The sequence below is a fragment of the Bacillus sp. USDA818B3_A genome (genome assembly GCF_009928415.1).
In the GTDB taxonomy this organism is placed as follows: domain Bacteria; phylum Bacillota; class Bacilli; order Bacillales; family Cytobacillaceae; genus Neobacillus.
In genome coordinates, this window is record NZ_JAABNN010000015.1 from 1 (window position 1) to 17,898 (window position 17,898).

General features: G+C 38.7%; 14 protein-coding genes and 2 riboswitches. Of the genes, 1 reads left to right on the plus strand and 13 read right to left on the minus strand.

All coding sequences use genetic code 11. The annotated features are described in order from the left end of the window. Positions 1-342: 342 nt before the first annotated feature. The 8 genes from ptsG to ypfJ all read right to left on the minus strand — a co-directional run bounded on the left by ptsG (position 343) and on the right by ypfJ (position 12,570). Positions 343-2,388: a glucose-specific PTS transporter subunit IIBC gene (gene ptsG / locus GXK58_RS19320; protein WP_160724820.1), complete on the minus strand. Its 2,046-nt coding sequence runs from the start codon at positions 2,386-2,388 to the stop codon at positions 343-345. Positions 2,389-2,575: 187 nt separating this feature from the next. Then, positions 2,576-3,418, minus strand: a complete 843-nt coding sequence (glcT, locus tag GXK58_RS19325) for a glucose PTS transporter transcription antiterminator GlcT (RefSeq protein ID WP_160724821.1) — start codon at positions 3,416-3,418, stop codon at positions 2,576-2,578. A gap of 166 nt (positions 3,419-3,584) precedes the next feature. Continuing rightward, positions 3,585-4,910, minus strand: a complete 1,326-nt coding sequence (locus GXK58_RS19330; protein ID WP_160724822.1) for an NCS2 family permease — start codon at positions 4,908-4,910, stop codon at positions 3,585-3,587. A gap of 106 nt (positions 4,911-5,016) precedes the next feature. Beyond that, a riboswitch (purine riboswitch) is annotated at positions 5,017-5,118 on the minus strand. Between the two features lie 242 nt (positions 5,119-5,360). Then, a complete protein-coding gene (gene guaA, locus GXK58_RS19335; RefSeq protein ID WP_160724823.1) occupies positions 5,361-6,899 on the minus strand; it encodes a glutamine-hydrolyzing GMP synthase in 1,539 nt (512 codons plus the stop codon). Positions 6,900-7,033: 134 nt separating this feature from the next. Continuing rightward, positions 7,034-7,135: riboswitch (purine riboswitch) on the minus strand. Positions 7,136-7,172: 37 nt separating this feature from the next. Continuing rightward, complete coding sequence (locus tag GXK58_RS19340; protein ID WP_160724824.1) at positions 7,173-9,380, minus strand: DUF4129 domain-containing transglutaminase family protein; 2,208 nt, start codon at positions 9,378-9,380, stop codon at positions 7,173-7,175. Further along, positions 9,377-10,579, minus strand: coding sequence for a DUF58 domain-containing protein (locus GXK58_RS19345; protein ID WP_337248200.1), 1,203 nt, complete (start codon positions 10,577-10,579; stop codon positions 9,377-9,379). Before GXK58_RS19345 ends, GXK58_RS19340 begins: the two co-directional genes overlap by 4 nt. A 20-nt stretch (positions 10,580-10,599) precedes the next feature. Next, positions 10,600-11,541: an AAA family ATPase gene (locus GXK58_RS19350; RefSeq protein ID WP_442862490.1), complete on the minus strand. Its 942-nt coding sequence runs from the start codon at positions 11,539-11,541 to the stop codon at positions 10,600-10,602. A gap of 198 nt (positions 11,542-11,739) precedes the next feature. Further along, on the minus strand, positions 11,740-12,570 hold the full coding sequence (ypfJ, locus tag GXK58_RS19355; protein ID WP_160724826.1) for a KPN_02809 family neutral zinc metallopeptidase: 831 nt from the start codon (positions 12,568-12,570) through the stop codon (positions 11,740-11,742). A gap of 253 nt (positions 12,571-12,823) precedes the next feature. On the opposite strand from ypfJ, the gene GXK58_RS19360 reads away from it, so the two are divergent. Further along, a complete protein-coding gene (locus tag GXK58_RS19360) occupies positions 12,824-15,211 on the plus strand; it encodes a M14 family zinc carboxypeptidase (protein WP_160724827.1) in 2,388 nt (795 codons plus the stop codon). Positions 15,212-15,262: 51 nt separating this feature from the next. On the opposite strand, the gene GXK58_RS19365 is transcribed toward GXK58_RS19360, so the two are convergent. The 5 genes from GXK58_RS19365 to GXK58_RS19385 form a co-directional block, all read right to left on the minus strand. Further along, on the minus strand, positions 15,263-15,502 hold the full coding sequence (locus GXK58_RS19365; protein ID WP_160724828.1) for an Imm59 family immunity protein: 240 nt from the start codon (positions 15,500-15,502) through the stop codon (positions 15,263-15,265). A 96-nt stretch (positions 15,503-15,598) separates the two neighbouring features. After that, positions 15,599-15,847 (minus strand): hypothetical protein, encoded by a 249-nt coding sequence (locus GXK58_RS19370; RefSeq protein WP_160724829.1) that lies wholly within the window; start codon positions 15,845-15,847, stop codon positions 15,599-15,601. Between the two features lie 79 nt (positions 15,848-15,926). Continuing rightward, a complete protein-coding gene (locus GXK58_RS19375; protein WP_160724830.1) occupies positions 15,927-16,391 on the minus strand; it encodes a hypothetical protein in 465 nt (154 codons plus the stop codon). Between the two features lie 150 nt (positions 16,392-16,541). After that, entirely contained in the window at positions 16,542-17,030 is a 489-nt protein-coding gene (locus tag GXK58_RS19380; RefSeq protein WP_160724831.1) for an immunity protein YezG family protein, read from the minus strand. Positions 17,031-17,407: 377 nt separating this feature from the next. Then, a complete protein-coding gene (locus GXK58_RS19385; RefSeq protein WP_160724832.1) occupies positions 17,408-17,818 on the minus strand; it encodes a hypothetical protein in 411 nt (136 codons plus the stop codon). Between the last annotated feature and the right edge of the window lie 80 nt (positions 17,819-17,898).

Below are 17,898 nucleotides of genomic sequence, written 5' to 3' on the forward strand. Positions count from 1 at the left end.
GAAACTAATATTATTGTTTGTTGACGTTTTTGTTTGTTTAGTTTTCAAAGAACAATGTTTCTTGCGCTTCGTCAGAAGCAACTCTATTAATATATCACATCGTTGTTTTTAAGTCAACAACTTTTTTCTTAAAAAATGTTATTAACTATCGCTCAACGACTGCTTTAATATAATACCACCATGATCATATTAGGTCAACACTTAATTTTAATTTTATTATTTAAACTCGAAGCACCAATCAAGACGCCCTCATACTGGGACTAATTAAGACTCCATTCGATTTATATACAAATACACAAATATAATAGAAAGAAGCCGACCAAACGGCCGGCTTCATCTTTCTTATTTCGTTATTTTTATAATACCTTCTTGTTTCATATTAACTTGACCAGACTTCTCGATTACCACTTTTTCACCTTCAGTTAAATTCGTGAAAACTACAGGAGTAATTGTCGATGTTGCATGTTCTTTAATATAGTTAATATCAAACTTTAAGAGCGGCTGCCCCTGCTCAATAATATCATTCTCGGCTACCAATGTTTCAAAACCTTGTCCTTTTAGGTTAACCGTATCAATACCCACATGAATCAAAATTTCACGGCCAGTATCTGAAAGAATACCAAGAGCATGCTTTGTTGGGAACAAGTTAACAATCTTACCGTTAACCGGTGATACCACCATACCTTCTGAAGGTACAATTGCAAACCCATCGCCCATCATTTTACCAGCGAATACCTGGTCAGGAACTTCTGTAATAGGCTTGATTTCACCTTTAAGCGGTGCTGCAAACACTTCATTCTGACGAGCGTTCTGCATAGCATCAGTAGTTGTTGGTTGGGTCTGCTGTTGTTCCGGCGCCGCTGCACGAGGGCGTTTCCCTGACATGATATCTTTCATTTGACCTTTAATCGTTTCAGAACGCGGTCCAAAGATTGCTTGAATGTTGTTACCTACTTCAAGAACACCCGCGGCTCCAAGTCTCTTTAATTCATCTTTGTTAACATTTTTAATATCGTTTACTGAAACACGAAGACGAGTGATACAAGCATCCAGATGTGCAATATTTCCTTGACCGCCCATTGCATCCAGGATGTTAGAAGCTAAATCTCCACCTGCAGCTTTTCCTGTTGTTCCTTGATCTTCCTCTTCAATTTCACGACCAGGAGTTTTTAAATCAAATTTACGGATTGCAAAGCGGAAACCAAAATAATAAATTACGGCAAATGCTAAACCTACAGGAATAACAATCCAAGCGTTTGTTTGCGGGTTAATTAACCCAAATAGAACATAATCGATTAAACCACCTGAGAATGTCATACCAATTTTAACATTTAACAGTTGCATAGTCATGAAAGATAACCCTGCAAATACTGCGTGAATACCGAATAAAACAGGTGCTACGAATAAGAACGAGAATTCAAGTGGTTCTGTAATACCTGTTAAGAAAGCTGTTAAAGCCCCTGATAGCATTAATCCGCCAACAACAGCTTTCCTTTCAGGACGCGCTTCATGATACATCGCCAATGCTGCTGCAGGTAATCCAAACATCATGAATGGGAATTTACCTGTCATGAATGTACCAGCAGTAAGATTTTGAACGTTATCAGAGATTTGTGCCATAAAGATCCGCTGATCCCCACGAACAACATCCCCAGATTTTGTAACGTATTCCCCAAATTCATACCAGAATGGAGAGTAGAAGATATGGTGTAAACCAAATGGTATTAAGGAGCGTTCAATAATACCGAAAATTAAAGCTGATACCGTCAAATTCGCATGTACCATGTTCTGTGAGAAAGAATTCAAACCAGCTTGGATCGGCGGCCAAATAACAAGCATGATTAAACCTAAAATAATTGCAGACGCTGCTGTAATAATCGGAACAAAACGCTTTCCTGCAAAGAACCCTAAATAGGATGGCAGCTCAATTTCAAAGAACTTATTGTACATCGATGCAGCCAAAATACCAACAATAATCCCGCCAAACACTCCTGTTTGGAGAGTTGGAACCCCAAGGACGCTGGCATAGTTCAGTCCATTTACATCCTTAGCTTCAATACCAAGGACAGTACCCATCGTCACGTTCATGATTAAGTAACCAATAATCGCCGCTAAGCCGGCAACACCTTCACCACCAGCTAAACCTACAGCAACACCCACCGCAAATAAAAGTGGAAGATTACCAAAAACAATATCTCCGGCTTTTTGCATAACCGCCGCAACTAAATCTACAGTACTGTTATCTAAAAACGGAGCTAAATCTAATAAAGCCGGGTTCCGAAGGGCAGCTCCCAAAGCAAGTAATATACCTGCAGCCGGTAAAAGAGCAACCGGCAGCATTAAAGCTTTACCGACTTTTTGCAAGACACCAAAGGCCTTTTTAAACATAATAAAACCTCCTGAAATATTTATTTAGCTCATGAAGCGTTTACAGCTTGTTCAAAACAACAAAAAAGGCATGAGAAAAAGTACAATTGAAAAGAAGTTTAGGTATAGAATACCCCAAAAACTACTTTTTAATTTATACTTTTTACTCATGCCTGATCGAATCAGTAACACGTAAAAAATATGAATGCTATTTAAATTTGTTTTGAAGTCTTTGCAAATGCATCGTTAGATAAACCGCTTCTGCATCAAAGACTTTCATTTTTAACGTTTGCTGCATCACCTTAATGAGCTTCCATGAGAGATTATAGCACACAGGATATTCAACTTTCAATAGGTTTGCAATTTTTTCTGGCTCATCTACTTTTTCTGCTTTTACCACACGTTCAATCGCAAAACGGAGATGGCGGACAAGCCTCATATAATCTATACTTTCTTTATCAATTTCAATATCAAATTGTTCCTCAACCATATTAACCAATCGGCTGACAAGCTGAGAATGCTGATTAACATCCGATAAATTCTTATTAGTCATGGCGCTATGGATGTGTAAAGCAATAAAGCCAATTTCACCTACTGGAAGATGGATTCCTGTCTTTTGGCCAATATGCTCTACCACAGTTGAAGCGATTTCATATTCGTTCCGATAAAGTGCCTTTGTCTCAACTAAAAACGGATTTCTCATTTCCATTCCTTTAGTGGCTCTAGTAAGCGCAAACATGAGATGGTCTGTCAAGGCCACATGAATATGTTCATTTAAGTCAGTATGTGTTCGTTGTTTAATCAGTCCAATTGCAGAGATTATGACATCTAAATATTCCAAATCAATAAACGGAAGCAATTTAATATAATTCTCTTGTTCCTTTTCATCTTTCAAAACAAAAAGTTTTTCAACTGTATCGGTTTCTATATAGTCACCATGTTTACGATTGAAACCTATGCCTTTCCCAATTAGAACAACTTCTTTAAAGGATGGGTGTTCAGCAATTAGCACATTGTTATTTAGCACTTTATCAATTAATAAGTTTGCCAACCTTTCACCCCCCTTTCCCCTAAAAGTACACTTGTTATTCTCATGTTATAAGAGGATAAACGGGAAGTCAACGACAATGTTCGACAATCCCTTAAGAAAACGAAAGGAAATTTATCCATATAAAAAAAGGAACTGCGAAAATACAGTTCCTCTCGGTAAATCATCATTATAAGAAGATAAAATATAAGACGAAGATCACAAAGAATAAATACATAATTGGGTGAATTTCTTTAATGCGTCCTTTTACAATCATCGTAATTGGATAGAAAATGAAGCCAATGGCAATCCCTGTTGCAATACTATAAGAAAGTGGCATAGCAATCATTGTTAAGAAGGCAGGAACGGCAATTTCAAATCGTTTCCAGTCTATTTTTCCTAAAGATGATACCATTAATACTCCGACAATAATTAAAGCAGGTGCTGTTACAGGTGCCGTTACTACTGACAATAACGGGAAAAAGAAAAGAGATAAAATAAAAAGTCCAGCTGTTACTAGAGAAGCAAACCCCGTTCTCGCACCAGCGGCTACACCTGCTGATGATTCAATAAATGATGTCGTTGTGGATGTACCTAAAACGGCTCCAACTGTTGATGCGATAGAATCGGAAATGAGTGCGCGGCCCGCTCTCGGCAGCTTATTGTCTTTCATAATGCCCGCTTGGTTTGCTACCGCTACAAGTGTTCCTGCATTATCAAAGAAGTCAACGAATAAGAAGGTTAAGATGATTCCTAGCATTGCTGTGCTATAAAAAGAACTGTCCCCGAATGATTGGAATGCGGCACCAAAAGTCGGTGCTAAACTTGGAACAGTATCAACCACTTTATCCGGCATCTTGATTTCTCCAAAAATCATTCCCACAATGACGGTAATTACCATCCCGTAAAATACAGCGCCATTAATCCCTCTTGTCATCATAATAACTGTAACAATAATACCAAAGATAGCTAATAGTGTAGATGGGGATGATAAATCTCCCAAACCAACTAAGGTTGCATCATTATTGACAATAATTTTAGCATTTTGTAATCCAACAAAAGTAATGAATAATCCAATACCCGCTCCAACTGCATGCTTTAACTCAATTGGAATAGCATTAATAATTTTCTCACGAAGGCCTGTAAGTGTTAATAAGAGAAAAAATACTCCTGAAATAAGAACAGCACCAAGTGCATGCTGCCAAGGGATTCCGCTTCCTAGGACAACCGTATAGGCAAAGAAAGCATTCAAGCCCATTCCTGGAGCTAATGCGAGCGGGTACTTGCCAAGCAGACCCATGATAATGGAACCAAGTGCAGAAGCTAATGCTGTCGCAACGAACACTGCTCCATAGTCCATTCTTAATGCATCTGGATAGTCCTTTATAGAAGCTAGTGATAAAGTTAATGGATTTACCACCAGAATATATGCCATTGCTAAGAAGGTCGTTAAGCCCCCAATAAATTCACGGCGATAAGTTGTGCCGTACTTTTCAAACTCAAAATACTTATGCATTTCTTTTCCCCCTATAATTCTTTTCTTTATTATGCAAAAAAATGCTCCGGCATATTCTACCGGAGCATGACTATAGGCGCGTGCAATATAAGAGGAAAAGAAGCCTCTTTATTAAACACTGCCTCGTAGTCAAGCCATTTACGGTGGCTCGGTAGAAACTTTTGGGCCATATCCCCAACATTATACGATGCAATTCAAATTTCCCTTATTTACTTTTTTTATTTTATCAGGTCGTAAACAGCTTGTAAATAAAAAATACGAACAATGGTATAAAAAAAAATTTCATCGTTCGTATTTTTGTAAAAACTTTTCAAACTTCCCCATCATTCACCAAAAATCGACATGTTTAGAATCCCCTATTCACGCCTGCAGAGCCAAAGCCTAATAAAAAAAATAAAACGAGCCGCTATCCGGCTCGTTTTATACTTTTGCCCTTAATAAAGGCTATATTTATTCCCATTCAATGGTTGCCGGCGGCTTGCTCGTAATATCATAAACAACCCTGTTGACGTGAGACACTTCATTAACAATTCGAGTGGAGATCACTTCTAATACATCCCAAGGGATCCTTGCCCAGTCTGATGTCATTCCATCAATCGATGTAACGGCGCGGATTCCGATGGTATAATCATAGGTCCGCGCATCTCCCATAACACCAACACTGCGGATATCCGGAAGGACGGTGAAGTATTGCCAAATTTCACGGTCAAGCCCCGCCTTTTTAATCTCTTCACGTAAAATCCAATCAGATTCACGAACGATTTCAAGTTTATCCTCTGAAATGGCTCCTAACACACGAATCCCTAATCCAGGACCTGGGAATGGCTGACGCCAAACGATATCATCAGGAATGCCGAGTTCAGTACCTAAAGCTCGAACTTCATCCTTAAATAAGGTATTAAGGGGTTCGATTAAAGTGAATTGCATGTCCTCTGGCAGTCCGCCCACATTATGGTGCGACTTAATGGTTTGTGCAGTGGCTGTTCCACTTTCAATAATATCTGTATATAGAGTACCTTGAGCTAAAAACTCAATCCCCTCAAGCTTAGCTGCCTCATCATCAAACACATAAATAAATTCATTACCAATAATCTTCCGCTTTTTCTCCGGGTCGGAAACACCTTCTAATTTAGAGAAGAAGCGATCCTTTGCATCCACTTTAATAACATTCATATGGAAACCTTCTGTGAAAGTCTTCATGACACTCTCAGCTTCATTTTTGCGAAGTAATCCATGATCGACAAATATACAGGTTAACTGATCACCAATTGCTTTATGGATCAATACCGCGACAACCGAAGAATCTACACCGCCGCTTAACGCACATAGTACTTTCTTATCGCCAACAATCTCGCGAATCTTTGCTATTTCCATTTCAACATAGTTTTCCATGGACCAATTATCATTGCATTCACAAACGTTAAAAACGAAATTCTTAAGCAGTTCATTTCCATAGACAGAATGTCGTACTTCCGGATGAAATTGAACGGCATAAAGTTTACGATTCTCATCACTCATCGCCGAAATTGGGCAAGACGGACTTGTTGCATTAACGGTGAACCCTTCAGGTGCTTCCACAACAAGGTCTCCATGGCTCATCCAAACCGTCTGCTCATTAGGCATGTCAGCAAAAACTTTAGATGGTTGTTCAAGTACCAGTGTTGCCTTCCCATATTCGCGCTGTTGGGCCTTTTCAACCTTACCATTAAAGTGGACAGTCATAAGCTGCATACCGTAACAGATCCCTAAAATCGGCAGACCCATTTCAAAAATTTCTTCATCACATCGGAACGAATTTTCATCATAGACACTGTTCGGACCGCCGGAAAAAATAATCCCCTTTGGATTCATTTTACGGATTTCTTCCGCTGTAATCGTATGTGGATGCAGTTCACTATATACACCAAACTCACGAATTCGGCGAGTAATCAGCTGATTATATTGGCTTCCAAAGTCTAAAACTACAATCAAATCTTGCTTTTCTGTCAAAACAGCCACCCCTCAATTTTCTAATAATGTTATTAGCTTATACCAATAAGTAAAAAATTAAAAAAAACTAGAATTCCCTCCCCTATTAAGAACAGGAAGGCAGAATTCTAGTTATCTTTCAAAAAATATCGCTTATACATAGATTCCGCCTTCATAGTCAGGCCATTTACGGCAGCCCGGTAGAAACTCTCGAACCTTATTTTCGAGGATATATGAAGGTATTTTATACCCTATTGAATTAAAACTTATTGTAACAATAGGTCGTTTTTCCGGTCAAGCGATTGTCCTTTTAATTAAATTTTCCCATAATTCATACGTTTCTTCCCAGGTTCCTTTTGGAAGACTTTGATGATAGAGATATTGTTCGTATCGAACGGTTAAACGTGTCATTTCCCTTGTTGAAAAAAACGTATCTACATAATGCGCATAACTACGGAGAGTCTGATTTTCTTTTCGTTTTAATCCATATCTTTCTAATTGGTTTAATAAAATCAGATAGGCCGGGCCAATTGTAGCATCCTTTTTCTTAATTTTGAAAAGGAACAATATCCCATAGGGAACCCAGCGCCCGCGATAACGGTATAGAATAAACGCCGCTCCTGTTACCAGCAGAATCGTAAATAAAATCTGCCCCCAATAAAGCTTGAGATTAGTCCAAATCGTTTGTATCCAGCCAAGTTTGTTAGCGTTTTGTTTTGTCCCAGCCGTATCCTTTTCGATCTGCTGTGGTTTTTCGACTTTCTGCGGAGTAACCGGCTGACTGCTTGTCTCCGTTCCCCCATCTATATCATAGGTAATATTAATTTCATTAGAGAAACTGACCGTCGGTTCAAATGGGACCCAGCCTAAATTCGGAAAGAAAACCTCCACCCATGAATGGGCATTATTATTGGTCACTTCATAAAACAGTTTAGATGAGCCCTCATCATTGTACGCCTGAAATTCACCACCAGTGTACCCCTTTACCCAGCGTGTGGGTATACCCAGTGTTCTAAGCATAACAGCCATAGAAGTGGAAAAATTATCACAATAGCCTCGTTTAGTGTCAAACAGGAATTGATCGACATAATCATCCCTCTCACCTGGGACCGCTACGTTCTTCTGATCATAGATATATCCATTATTCCCAAAGTACTCTTCCACTGCTTTTGCCTTGTCGTACCAATTAGTCTTTCCTTTTGTAATCTCTTCAGCAAGTTCCTTGACCCTTGGCGGCAATTGGAGCGGCAGCATGGTGTATTTTTCATAATAAGCCCTGTTCATCTCAGCCGGGAAAGCAATCGTCTTGGTTAATTCAGATGCTTTATATTTAGGAACTTCAAATTCGACGGTGAATGACTTCGGAACAACCGGCTTTTGGCTGCTATTAACCAAGGTAACTTTTTCATTATTTCCATCAGCCATCAGCATATTAGTATTTTGATTAGACGGTTCTATATTTAAAACTTTAGTCACACCTGCTGGATACATAACCTGATTAAACTTATAACTTCCATTTAAAATAACCCGGGACGTCTCCTTGTTTTTTTCCACTTCACTAGGAATGGAATAAATCGGGATCAAATCCCTCGTTTTAAAAGTCTGGAAGGTGGACCCAGAGGCAATCCATCCCTTCCCGGTATACATATCCTTTGTTTCCATTTTCCAATAGTTCTCACCATTGCTTTCGTAGACAAAGACCGCTTGATCATCCCCAACAAATGGACCGCCTAATGCTCTATCATCCGTACTATATCCAATTCGGTGCGGTCCGGCCGTCTGACTGGAGGTGCCTGCCTTGTCATTTTTTGCAGTTAGGTATGGAACGGGATCCGGCCAGATGGGTGCAGCCTTTGGAGCTGCCATTCCTGCTAAAACACTAAGCACAATCATTACAGCCAAGGGTATCATCCATTTACGAATATAGTCAGCATTATAATAGACTCCTTCTCTTTGGATGATCCTGTAAAAGGTCAGCATCCCCATTACCGCAAACCCAGCAACTACTGTGCGGACTATGGCTGTGTCAGCACTATAGGCGGTAAATGTATCTAGCACGGTTATATATACCAATGTCATAAAAAAGAAAATAAATATCCGCTGCTTTCTAAATATCCAGTAATTAACCAGGTACACCATTAGCCCTAACAGGATAAAGAACAGAAAAGTACGAAATTCACCTGATAGGCTATTCCACTTCTGTCCAATGAGCAAACCAATATTATTCATACAATTATTGATAAAGGAAGACAGCCAACTGAGGTTAAAAAGACTCCCTTTATAGTGCAAATAATGGATAGAGGATAGGATATATATAAGCATCAGCAACAGTTGCCAAATGACCTTGATTCTTAAAAAGGAAGCCGCTAAGGAGATAAGTAAAAAGATAATAAAGATTCTAATATTACTCGTATCGGTTAAATCTTTGAGCGGACGGAGCCATTCCCATATCAAGAAAAAACTGAACATATATAAGAGGAACGCTGGAATACTTCTTCTCATATCCGTAAACCCACCTCCGAGAAAGCCGACCTTTGATTCCCTTCATTGATCATAACAACTCGGACTCCCCGGGCATGGGCAATAGAAATTAAAGAGCGTTCATTTTCAGTTGGTGTTTCTTTTTGCCCCTTAATCAGAAAAACGGTGATTCCCCCTTTTCTCTGCACCAAAAAACTTGCCTTTTCAATCAATGGTTTTGTCAGCTGGGCTGTGACCAGCAAAAAAGATACGGTCTGCTGTATAAACAAACCCTCTGCCTCGATTACCTTATCAAACGGTCTAGAGCTTTTCCCCTCAATTTTTGCAAGATGATAAAAAATCCTCCTCAGGTTCGGTTCCCCGCCGCTAATAGGAAAGGAGACTCTTTCTTTACTATGGGTTAATAATCCGGTTTGTGCTCCCTTCTTTAAAACGGCCCGAACGAGCGAAGCGGTAAAGGATACAACTGCTTCAAATTGCTGATCAGGGACACAGTCCATAAAAACAAATACATCGTGAGATTGTCGCTGTTCAAACTCCTTTGTCATGATTTCATTACGTCTTGCTGACGCTTTCCAGTTGATCCAGGAAAACCGATCGCCCGGCTGGTAATCTCTTACTCCAACCGCCATAGAGGTATCACGCTGAACTCGTTCTCTCGATGCCGTTAAACCTTGATCGTATTGATTTTCAAACGGCTGATAAAACATTTCGGAATATGCGGGATAGACAATAATTTTACCTTCTTCGGCAACTGTCTTTTCTTTTTCAAATAATCCTAAAGGATCACCTATTCTAAGTGTAAAGGAATGAAAGAAATGTTCCCCACGAGGTAAATCATCGATCGTATATTCAAACGAAAACTCTTTTTTTAAACCTGGCAGAATGAGTTCCTTTGATTGATTACGTTTTTGGGACAATTTTAATGGTGCCTCAAAATGATCTTCAATCAGCAGAAAAAATAAAGGAAAGGCGCTCGTCCGTTTCACGTTTACCTTCACCTTTAAGGTTTCACCGGCATTAAAATCATTTTTTGACAAGGTTCTTGTCACTTCTAATTCATTTAAGGAATAAAAGGATAAGGCCATGCAATAAACAGCGAACGGCAAGAAACTATAGAATAGAAACCAGCTGACAAATCCCCCTTGAAACATGGCATAGGAAAAAGCGAGGAAAATAAGAATGAGCAAAAGAATGAATTTCCCTATCTTTTTCAACAAACTCCTTGGTTTTCTCATCATTACTTCACAAGCCTTTGAACGGGTACGGGTACTCTGGCAATCACCTGGCAGACAATCTCTTCTGCCGAGATTCCCTCAAATTTTGCCTCTGATTTTAAAATAATCCGATGAGATAAAACGAATGGTGCCAAATATTGAATATCATCCGGTAAGACATAATCACGGCCGTACATAAATGCATAAGCCTGGGCTGCTTTCATGAGAGCAATCGAGCCTCTTGGACTTGCTCCCAGGTAGACTCTGCTATGCCCTCTTGTTCGGTTAACAATATCGACTATGTAACGTTTGATTGTATCATCGACAAAAACATCTTTTATTTCGTTTTGAAGAGTAAGCAGTCCTTCGATATCAACCACTGCTGTAAGCTCTTCAATAGGCGGTATCTTTTGAGCCCGATTAAGGACCTCTATTTCCTCGTGCAAATCCGGGTAGCCCATTTTCATTTTCAACAGAAAACGGTCAAGCTGTGCCTCTGGAAGCGGATAGGTTCCCTCATATTCAATCGGATTTTGAGTGGCCATAACAAAGAACGGCCTGTTCAATTTATGGGTTACGCCATCGATTGTTACACTTGCTTCTTCCATCCCTTCTAACAGGGCGGATTGAGTTTTCGGTGAGGTTCGGTTAATTTCATCAGCGAGGATGATGTTTCCCATTAGAGGTCCTGGCCGGAATTGAAATTCCATTTCTTTTGGATTATAAATGGAAACCCCGGTTACATCAGACGGCAGAAGGTCTGGCGTAAACTGAATTCTTCGGAAGTTAGCACTCACCGACTTGGCAAGGGCACGAACCATCATCGTCTTCCCAACACCAGGGACATCTTCCAGCAGCACATGTCCTCCGGCAAGCAGCGCGACAAGACTTAACTCGGCGACATTTCGTTTCCCTATCATTACTTTTTCAATATTATTTATTATTCGTTCGATTGTAGGATTCATTTGTTCTTGTAACAAAAAAGCCCCTCCTTTCACAATAAAAGAGCGATATTTGGCATCATCTATATGTATTCTAGCTATTGTAAAAAAAATCCTGTTAGGAGTGGGTGCGAAATTTGATAAGTGCTGCCTAATAAAAAAAGAAGATGAATCCATGGAACAGGCGTGCATTCCGGATTCATCTTTATTTTTTATATATCATTAGAGGTTTGGCGCATTAAAAGTATCTCCACCTTCAATGGTGCCGTTGTTGAAACCTTTATTAAACCAGCGCTTTCTCTGCGCAGAAGTTCCATGCGTAAAACTTTCTGGAACCACATAGCCCTGTGCTTTCTTCTGAATATTATCGTCCCCGACAGCATTAGCTGCATTTAATGCCTCTTCCAAGTCACCCTTTTCGAGATATCCCTTTCCTTGTGCGTAGTGAGCCCAAACTCCTGCCAAATAATCTGCCTGTAATTCGTACCGTACAGAGTACTCATTTGTCCGTTTCTCGGCTGCGGAAACATGATCTCCTGCATCCAGAAGAGTCTGAACGTGGTGGCCCACCTCATGGGCAATGACGTACGCCATCGCAAAATCACCTGGTGCTTGGAAATTGTTTTTCAGCTCCTGATAAAAACTTAAATCAATATACAACTTGTGATCACCTGGACAATAAAATGGTCCTACTGCCGCACTTTGCGATCCACAAGCCGATTGGACATTGCCGGTGTATAAAACGAGCTTAGGATTTTCGTATGTGAGCCCTCTTTTTTTGAATTCTTCCGACCAAACATCCTCCGTATCCGCCAGAACAACAGAGACAAAATCCGCTTGTTCCTTTTCCGCTGCTGTCTCTTGATAAGGCGTGCTGGTGTCTGAACCAGTGTTGGTTGTCATGTTATTCATTATATCCCCTGGATTACCTCCAAGGAGTGTAAAGAGGAGGACAATGATTATACTTCCTATACCTCCCCCAATCATCGTTTTGCCGCCGATTCCCCGGCGGTCTTCAACGTTAGAGCTTTCCCTTCTTCCCTTCCAGTTCATAAATTCTACCTCCTTAAAAAAGATGATGAATTACACATTTCTTTTTTCTACAGTGTTATACCCATCTGAACGACTTAATTATGTATCTATTTCAAAAACCATTATGTTAATATTTGGTACTTATTGCCCTGCATCAATTATTTAGGGTCACTAAATTCAGGAAAATAGTAGGTTGTTATTTTTATAGAGTCAATAATAAAATAGATAAAGATTCACCTTTACTTATAAATATACATAACTAGGGGGTATTCGTGTGAAAAAGAACAGAAAGAAAAAAGCAGCAGCAGGTCTGCTAGCTGTTAGTTTAGTTACAACTATTCCTTGGACTTCCGGTTTTGCCGAGGGCCAAAAGTGGACAAACGTTAATGCATACGAAGAACAAGCTGGAAGTTTATTTAATAGCGAAAACTATGATTTTGTAAAGTTCTCACAAATTGGTACGACCCTCAAAAATATTGAAAAGCAATCCAACCGTGTGAAAGTTGAGGTTCGCGGAACATCTGCAGATGGGAACCCTCTTTATGTGGTAACCATCGCTGACCCAACCACACAAGGTAAGTTCGGTAAAATACAAGCTTTGAGAAAGCAAATGTTTAAAAATCCAGGCAAGGCACAGGATTGGATTGCCGCTAACCCTGATTTTAAAGTTCCGATTATGATTAATGGTTCCATTCACGGAACAGAGTTTGTGGGCAGTGATGCGGTACTACAATTAATTCAGCGCTTTGCTACTCAGAATGACCAAGAAACAAAAAATATTTTAGCTAACAACATCCTTATTTTTAATGTCGTCCAAAACCCTGATGGCCGTGTGAATGCAACACGTTTTAACGGTGAGGGAATCGACTTAAACCGTGATTTTATCACTCAATCACAGCCAGAAACACAAGAAACGGTTGAGCTCATTAAAGAATGGAATCCGATGGTATTCCTTGATACACATGGTTATGTAAAGAATTATGCTCCGAACCGTCAGGGATTAATCGAACCTTGTACACCGCCGCATAATCCAAACTATGAGTACGACCTTTATAATAAGTGGGCTTATAAACAAGCTGAAGCAATGGAAGCAAACATTATGGGAGATAAAGCTTCATTTACAGGCAATTTGTATCAGAGCATGGAGGGTGTTTATATTCCACAGCGTAATGATGCTGAAGGCTGGGATGACTATCCGCCAATCTTCACCCCAATGTATGCAATGTATCATGGTGCCTATGGTCATACACTAGAAGCCCCAACTAATGATTTGGATGGTGTGCGCTGGCAGTATGATGCGATTATGGGTGCACTGAAATTTGCCACCGAAAATAAACAAGGAATGATTACCGATCAAATTGAAATGTTCAAACGCGGAATCAATTTTGATCACCCTTTCCACCAGGATGGCTTCTTCCCGAAGGCTTATATTCTTCCGGTTGACGAAAAGGATCCATCTGTAACGGATAAAGCTGTTAATCATTTAATGAAAAATGACATTGAAGTGGTCCAAGCTGCAAAGGCATTTACTGTTGATGGAAAAACCTTTCCAAAGGGAAGTTATATTGTCAAGATGGACCAAGCCAAAGCTGGTTTAGCTAACACGATGCTTTGGGATGGCGAGGACATCACGAACGATACTTCAGCAATGTATGATATTTCAGCATGGAGCCTGCCTGAACTTTGGGGATTTGAAGCGATTCCTACACAAACATCTGTTGATGTTACTTCAATTAAGGTTACACAGGTTACTGAACAAGGATCTGTTACTGGTAAAGGACCATTCATCATTCCTAACAGCTCCGTGAAGGCTGTGAGTCTAGCAAATACATTGTTACAGCAAGGTGTAGCTGTAAAGCGTGATACAGAGGGTAACTTCTATACTGAAGCAGCGTCAAATGAGATTTCTGCTGCCGTAAAAGCCTCCGGATTAAAGATTGAATCAACAGCAAAGGTACCTGCAGATGCGGTTGTTTTATCAAGTTTAAAAGTAGCCATTTTTAAGGATGGCGGCATGGGCAAACAACAATCTCACAGCGGGACAAAACTGGCTCTTAAGCGTCTTGGCTTTGATGTGACAGAGGTAACACCAGTAGAGGCAGCAGAGAAAGGCCTTAGCGGATTTGATGTGTTTGTTTACAGCGGGACAGAAAGCCTTATTTCTACAAATCTATCTACTGCAAACAAAGAATTTGGCTTCCAAAATGCCGGCGAGCTTGATCTATTCAAAGCAAAAGTGAATGATTTTATGAGCAAAGGTGGAAAATATATCGCCATTGGTGCTGGAGCTTCTAGAGCATCGAAAACGCTAGGACTGACAGACGATACCATTAATACTGGCGGTTCAAACAGTAATGGTATTGTAAACGTAAACTATGAGGGAACTGGGTTAACAGCTGGTTATGACCAAGACGACTTAGGGTTCGTGTACCGCCCAGTTTGGTATACGGGGACTGACAATGATAAAGTTGTCGCTAAGCTTGGAGATAAAGATAATTTCTTTATGGCAGGACATTGGGCAAATAATAATTTAGCTAAAGGACAGGCTGTCATAGTTAAAGAGAAGAATAAAGACGTAACTCTAATCGGATTAGAGGCAGGTTTCCGTGATCATACCGATTACTTGTTCCGACTCCTATCCAATGCTATTTTTGAAAAATAAGAATAAATTTTAGGCCTGGTTCAATAATGACCAGGCTTTTTCAATCTATTTTCATACTACTTCAGTTCTTAATCTTTTAATAAAATTGTCGAGCGCATCACTTTCATTATCAAATGCTGTTATAGAACCTTGTACAATATTAGCTCTCTCATCAGTTACATATACTTCCCACTGGTTATTATTACTCTTCCTTATTCCAACTTCATTCTCCTTTAATGAATGTTCATTATACAGATTAAAACGTTTTAGCCCTTCATCTTTAATGATTTTATTTACTTCCTCATTTATCATCTATAGCAACTCTCCCTTTTTTTAAAAGATTTTTGTAGGTAAACTTCATCTTCAAACATTGGCCAATCTATCTTTTTTATCTGTCTAGGGTTAATCCTATAATAAGGATGTTTTCATTCTACTAACCGTAATATTATATATAACATCAAAAATTTCATCTTCCGTTCCTTCTTGAACAATATCGAAATCTTGGCGTTCACCTACCAAATATAACTTCCAAATACCATTTTCTTCAAAACAGCCTGTAATATAAGGGACGACTCTCCTAGCCCCAATTACTATATTTAATTTTGAAATATCAATATTATTTTGATTAATATATTCTACATATTCTAGTCGAGTCATAATCAGCCACCTTGGATTGTCATGTGTTCCAAATTTACTCCAATGATTTTTTCCTGGATTGTCATCCTATTTTCCACCATTATTTAAACTTCTCGTTATTTAATATGTAAAACTCCTCTAATGTGACCTCTTTTCTTGTTGTTATTTTACTCAAATAATCTTCTTTGACATAAATAAGTTGATAATCATCACGTGGATTCAACCTTTTTGTAAAAAAGTCACGGTCTAGGGGATTAAAATGACATTCCCTTCCGATATTTGAATCAATTGTCACGACTTCAATTTCATTACTGTCTCTATAATTACCGTGAACAAAAAATTCATAATGTTTATATTTAGCCATAAAAAATTCACGGTATAGCTCTGAAACCTCTTCTATTTTTACTTCCTTTTCATATAAATCTTCATCATATGCGGACATTGCAGGAATAAAACCATCTTCTGCCCAGTGCAGAAATAATTTGACGTTTGAAACTTCTCCTTTAATTCGTGTGGAAAAGGCTTTATATTTTTTATTTTTATAAACAGCGACACATCTATCCATAATTCCCTCCATATAAAGGTGGGTGTCCTTTTTATTTTTGCTAACCGACAAGAGTTCAATAGACTTTATCAGTCCTAATTAGTCATGATATTTATTTGCTAGGCCAAGTTAATAGTTTTGCTTTATAGCTTAAAAAGGTTATTATTTTATCTAGTTATTTGCCTTTTCATATTCTTTCATTCTCTCTATCAATTCCAAGTCATGCCCGTTCTTATCTTGACTTATATATTTATACTCGAAGTATTTAATTCTTGCAGAAGGACCGAAATCACTGTTAGTCCAGTTGGTATAATCAAACATTACGCTTAGCTTACCAGACTCATTTACTATCATTGTGACTGAAAACCAAGGCTTTTGGTTATTATCAATAAATACCTTTTGAAGTTCATGAGTTAGTTTAAATAATTCATGAAGCTCTCTATTATAAAGTCTTTTGTCTACACCATATACCTTGGGAATAAAATGAGAAAAAACAGCCTTTTCAAGTTCTGCCTTTGGTGTGAAAAAGAAAAAAACCCCTCCTTCCTTCCCCATTACTTCTCCATTAAAGTAAAATTCACACCAATCAACCGGAATCATATCAACAATGTATTGAGCTATTTGTTGATATAATTTATTTAACTTTTGTTCAAAGCTCATCTTTTAACCTCCTGATTTATTCGCAAGTTCACGAATCACGGGAAAATTCTGTTCAATTTTGTATTTAACTAAAAATGAATCTGGAGGCATTGATCACTTGATATAAAATTGGCTCGAGATTTCCCCTCTGAGGACCTTTCATTAATAAAAATCACAGCAAAATTTGCACAACTCCCCTATATATAGAGTCATATCGTTCGGCCATCTGATCATCAAGAAGTAATTTAAAAACCTCGGTTAAGCCCTAATGAACTCAATCGCGGTTTCTTTTTATCTTTGTCTTCTAATCCCTTAATTAGCATAATTATTCCATTCTTCGTGGCAGCAATTTTTATTTATGGCTAATTGATCTGAGTTCGTTTCTTTTCCAAAGTACATTAGTTCAAATTTTTATAATAAGAAATGTGAATTTCCGACTGGCCACTCCTCGTATCTACCCATGGTTTAATTGTTCCCCAGTCGAGATCTATTTGATTTTTTATTCCTAACTGTTCACTCAATAATCCTATTAACCAACGCCTATGTCTCTTAGCAGTGATCATTCCATCTTCTTCGTTTTCCGAATAAGCCTTTAAAATAATTTTACTAAGCTTCTCGTCGCTAAACATTAAATGTAAAAGGAACAAATCTGAATAGATTTTTTGTGGAGATAAAAAATAAACAAAGCTATTTGGCTTTCCTTCTCTTACCTTAATATCTGTATTTTGGCTTTTAATGCCGATCAAGGTAGTATCACTATCAATAGTGATACTACCTACCTGTAATACTCCTGATATTAATTTCCCCATTATTTAATATCCTCCAGCCTATTCTACTTATTTACGCTTCATCCAACTACTGTAATACTAAGTGACTAAAATTGTAGTAT

Bases quoted from the DNA above. Each gene is read 5' to 3' on its own strand.
- ptsG (WP_160724820.1), bottom strand. From the start codon at position 2,388: ATGTTTAAAAAGGCCTTTGGTGTCTTGCAAAAAGTCGGTAAAGCTTTA.
- GXK58_RS19330 (WP_160724822.1), bottom strand. From the start codon at position 4,910: ATGCATAAGTATTTTGAGTTTGAAAAGTACGGCACAACTTATCGCCGT.
- GXK58_RS19340 (WP_160724824.1), bottom strand. From the start codon at position 9,380: ATGAGAAGAAGTATTCCAGCGTTCCTCTTATATATGTTCAGTTTTTTC.
- GXK58_RS19350 (WP_442862490.1), bottom strand. From the start codon at position 11,541: ATGAATCCTACAATCGAACGAATAATAAATAATATTGAAAAAGTAATG.
- ypfJ (WP_160724826.1), bottom strand. From the start codon at position 12,570: ATGAACTGGAAGGGAAGAAGGGAAAGCTCTAACGTTGAAGACCGCCGG.
- GXK58_RS19365 (WP_160724828.1), bottom strand. From the start codon at position 15,502: ATGATAAATGAGGAAGTAAATAAAATCATTAAAGATGAAGGGCTAAAA.
- GXK58_RS19370 (WP_160724829.1), bottom strand. From the start codon at position 15,847: ATGACTCGACTAGAATATGTAGAATATATTAATCAAAATAATATTGAT.
- GXK58_RS19375 (WP_160724830.1), bottom strand. From the start codon at position 16,391: ATGGATAGATGTGTCGCTGTTTATAAAAATAAAAAATATAAAGCCTTT.
- GXK58_RS19380 (WP_160724831.1), bottom strand. From the start codon at position 17,030: ATGAGCTTTGAACAAAAGTTAAATAAATTATATCAACAAATAGCTCAA.
- GXK58_RS19385 (WP_160724832.1), bottom strand. From the start codon at position 17,818: ATGGGGAAATTAATATCAGGAGTATTACAGGTAGGTAGTATCACTATT.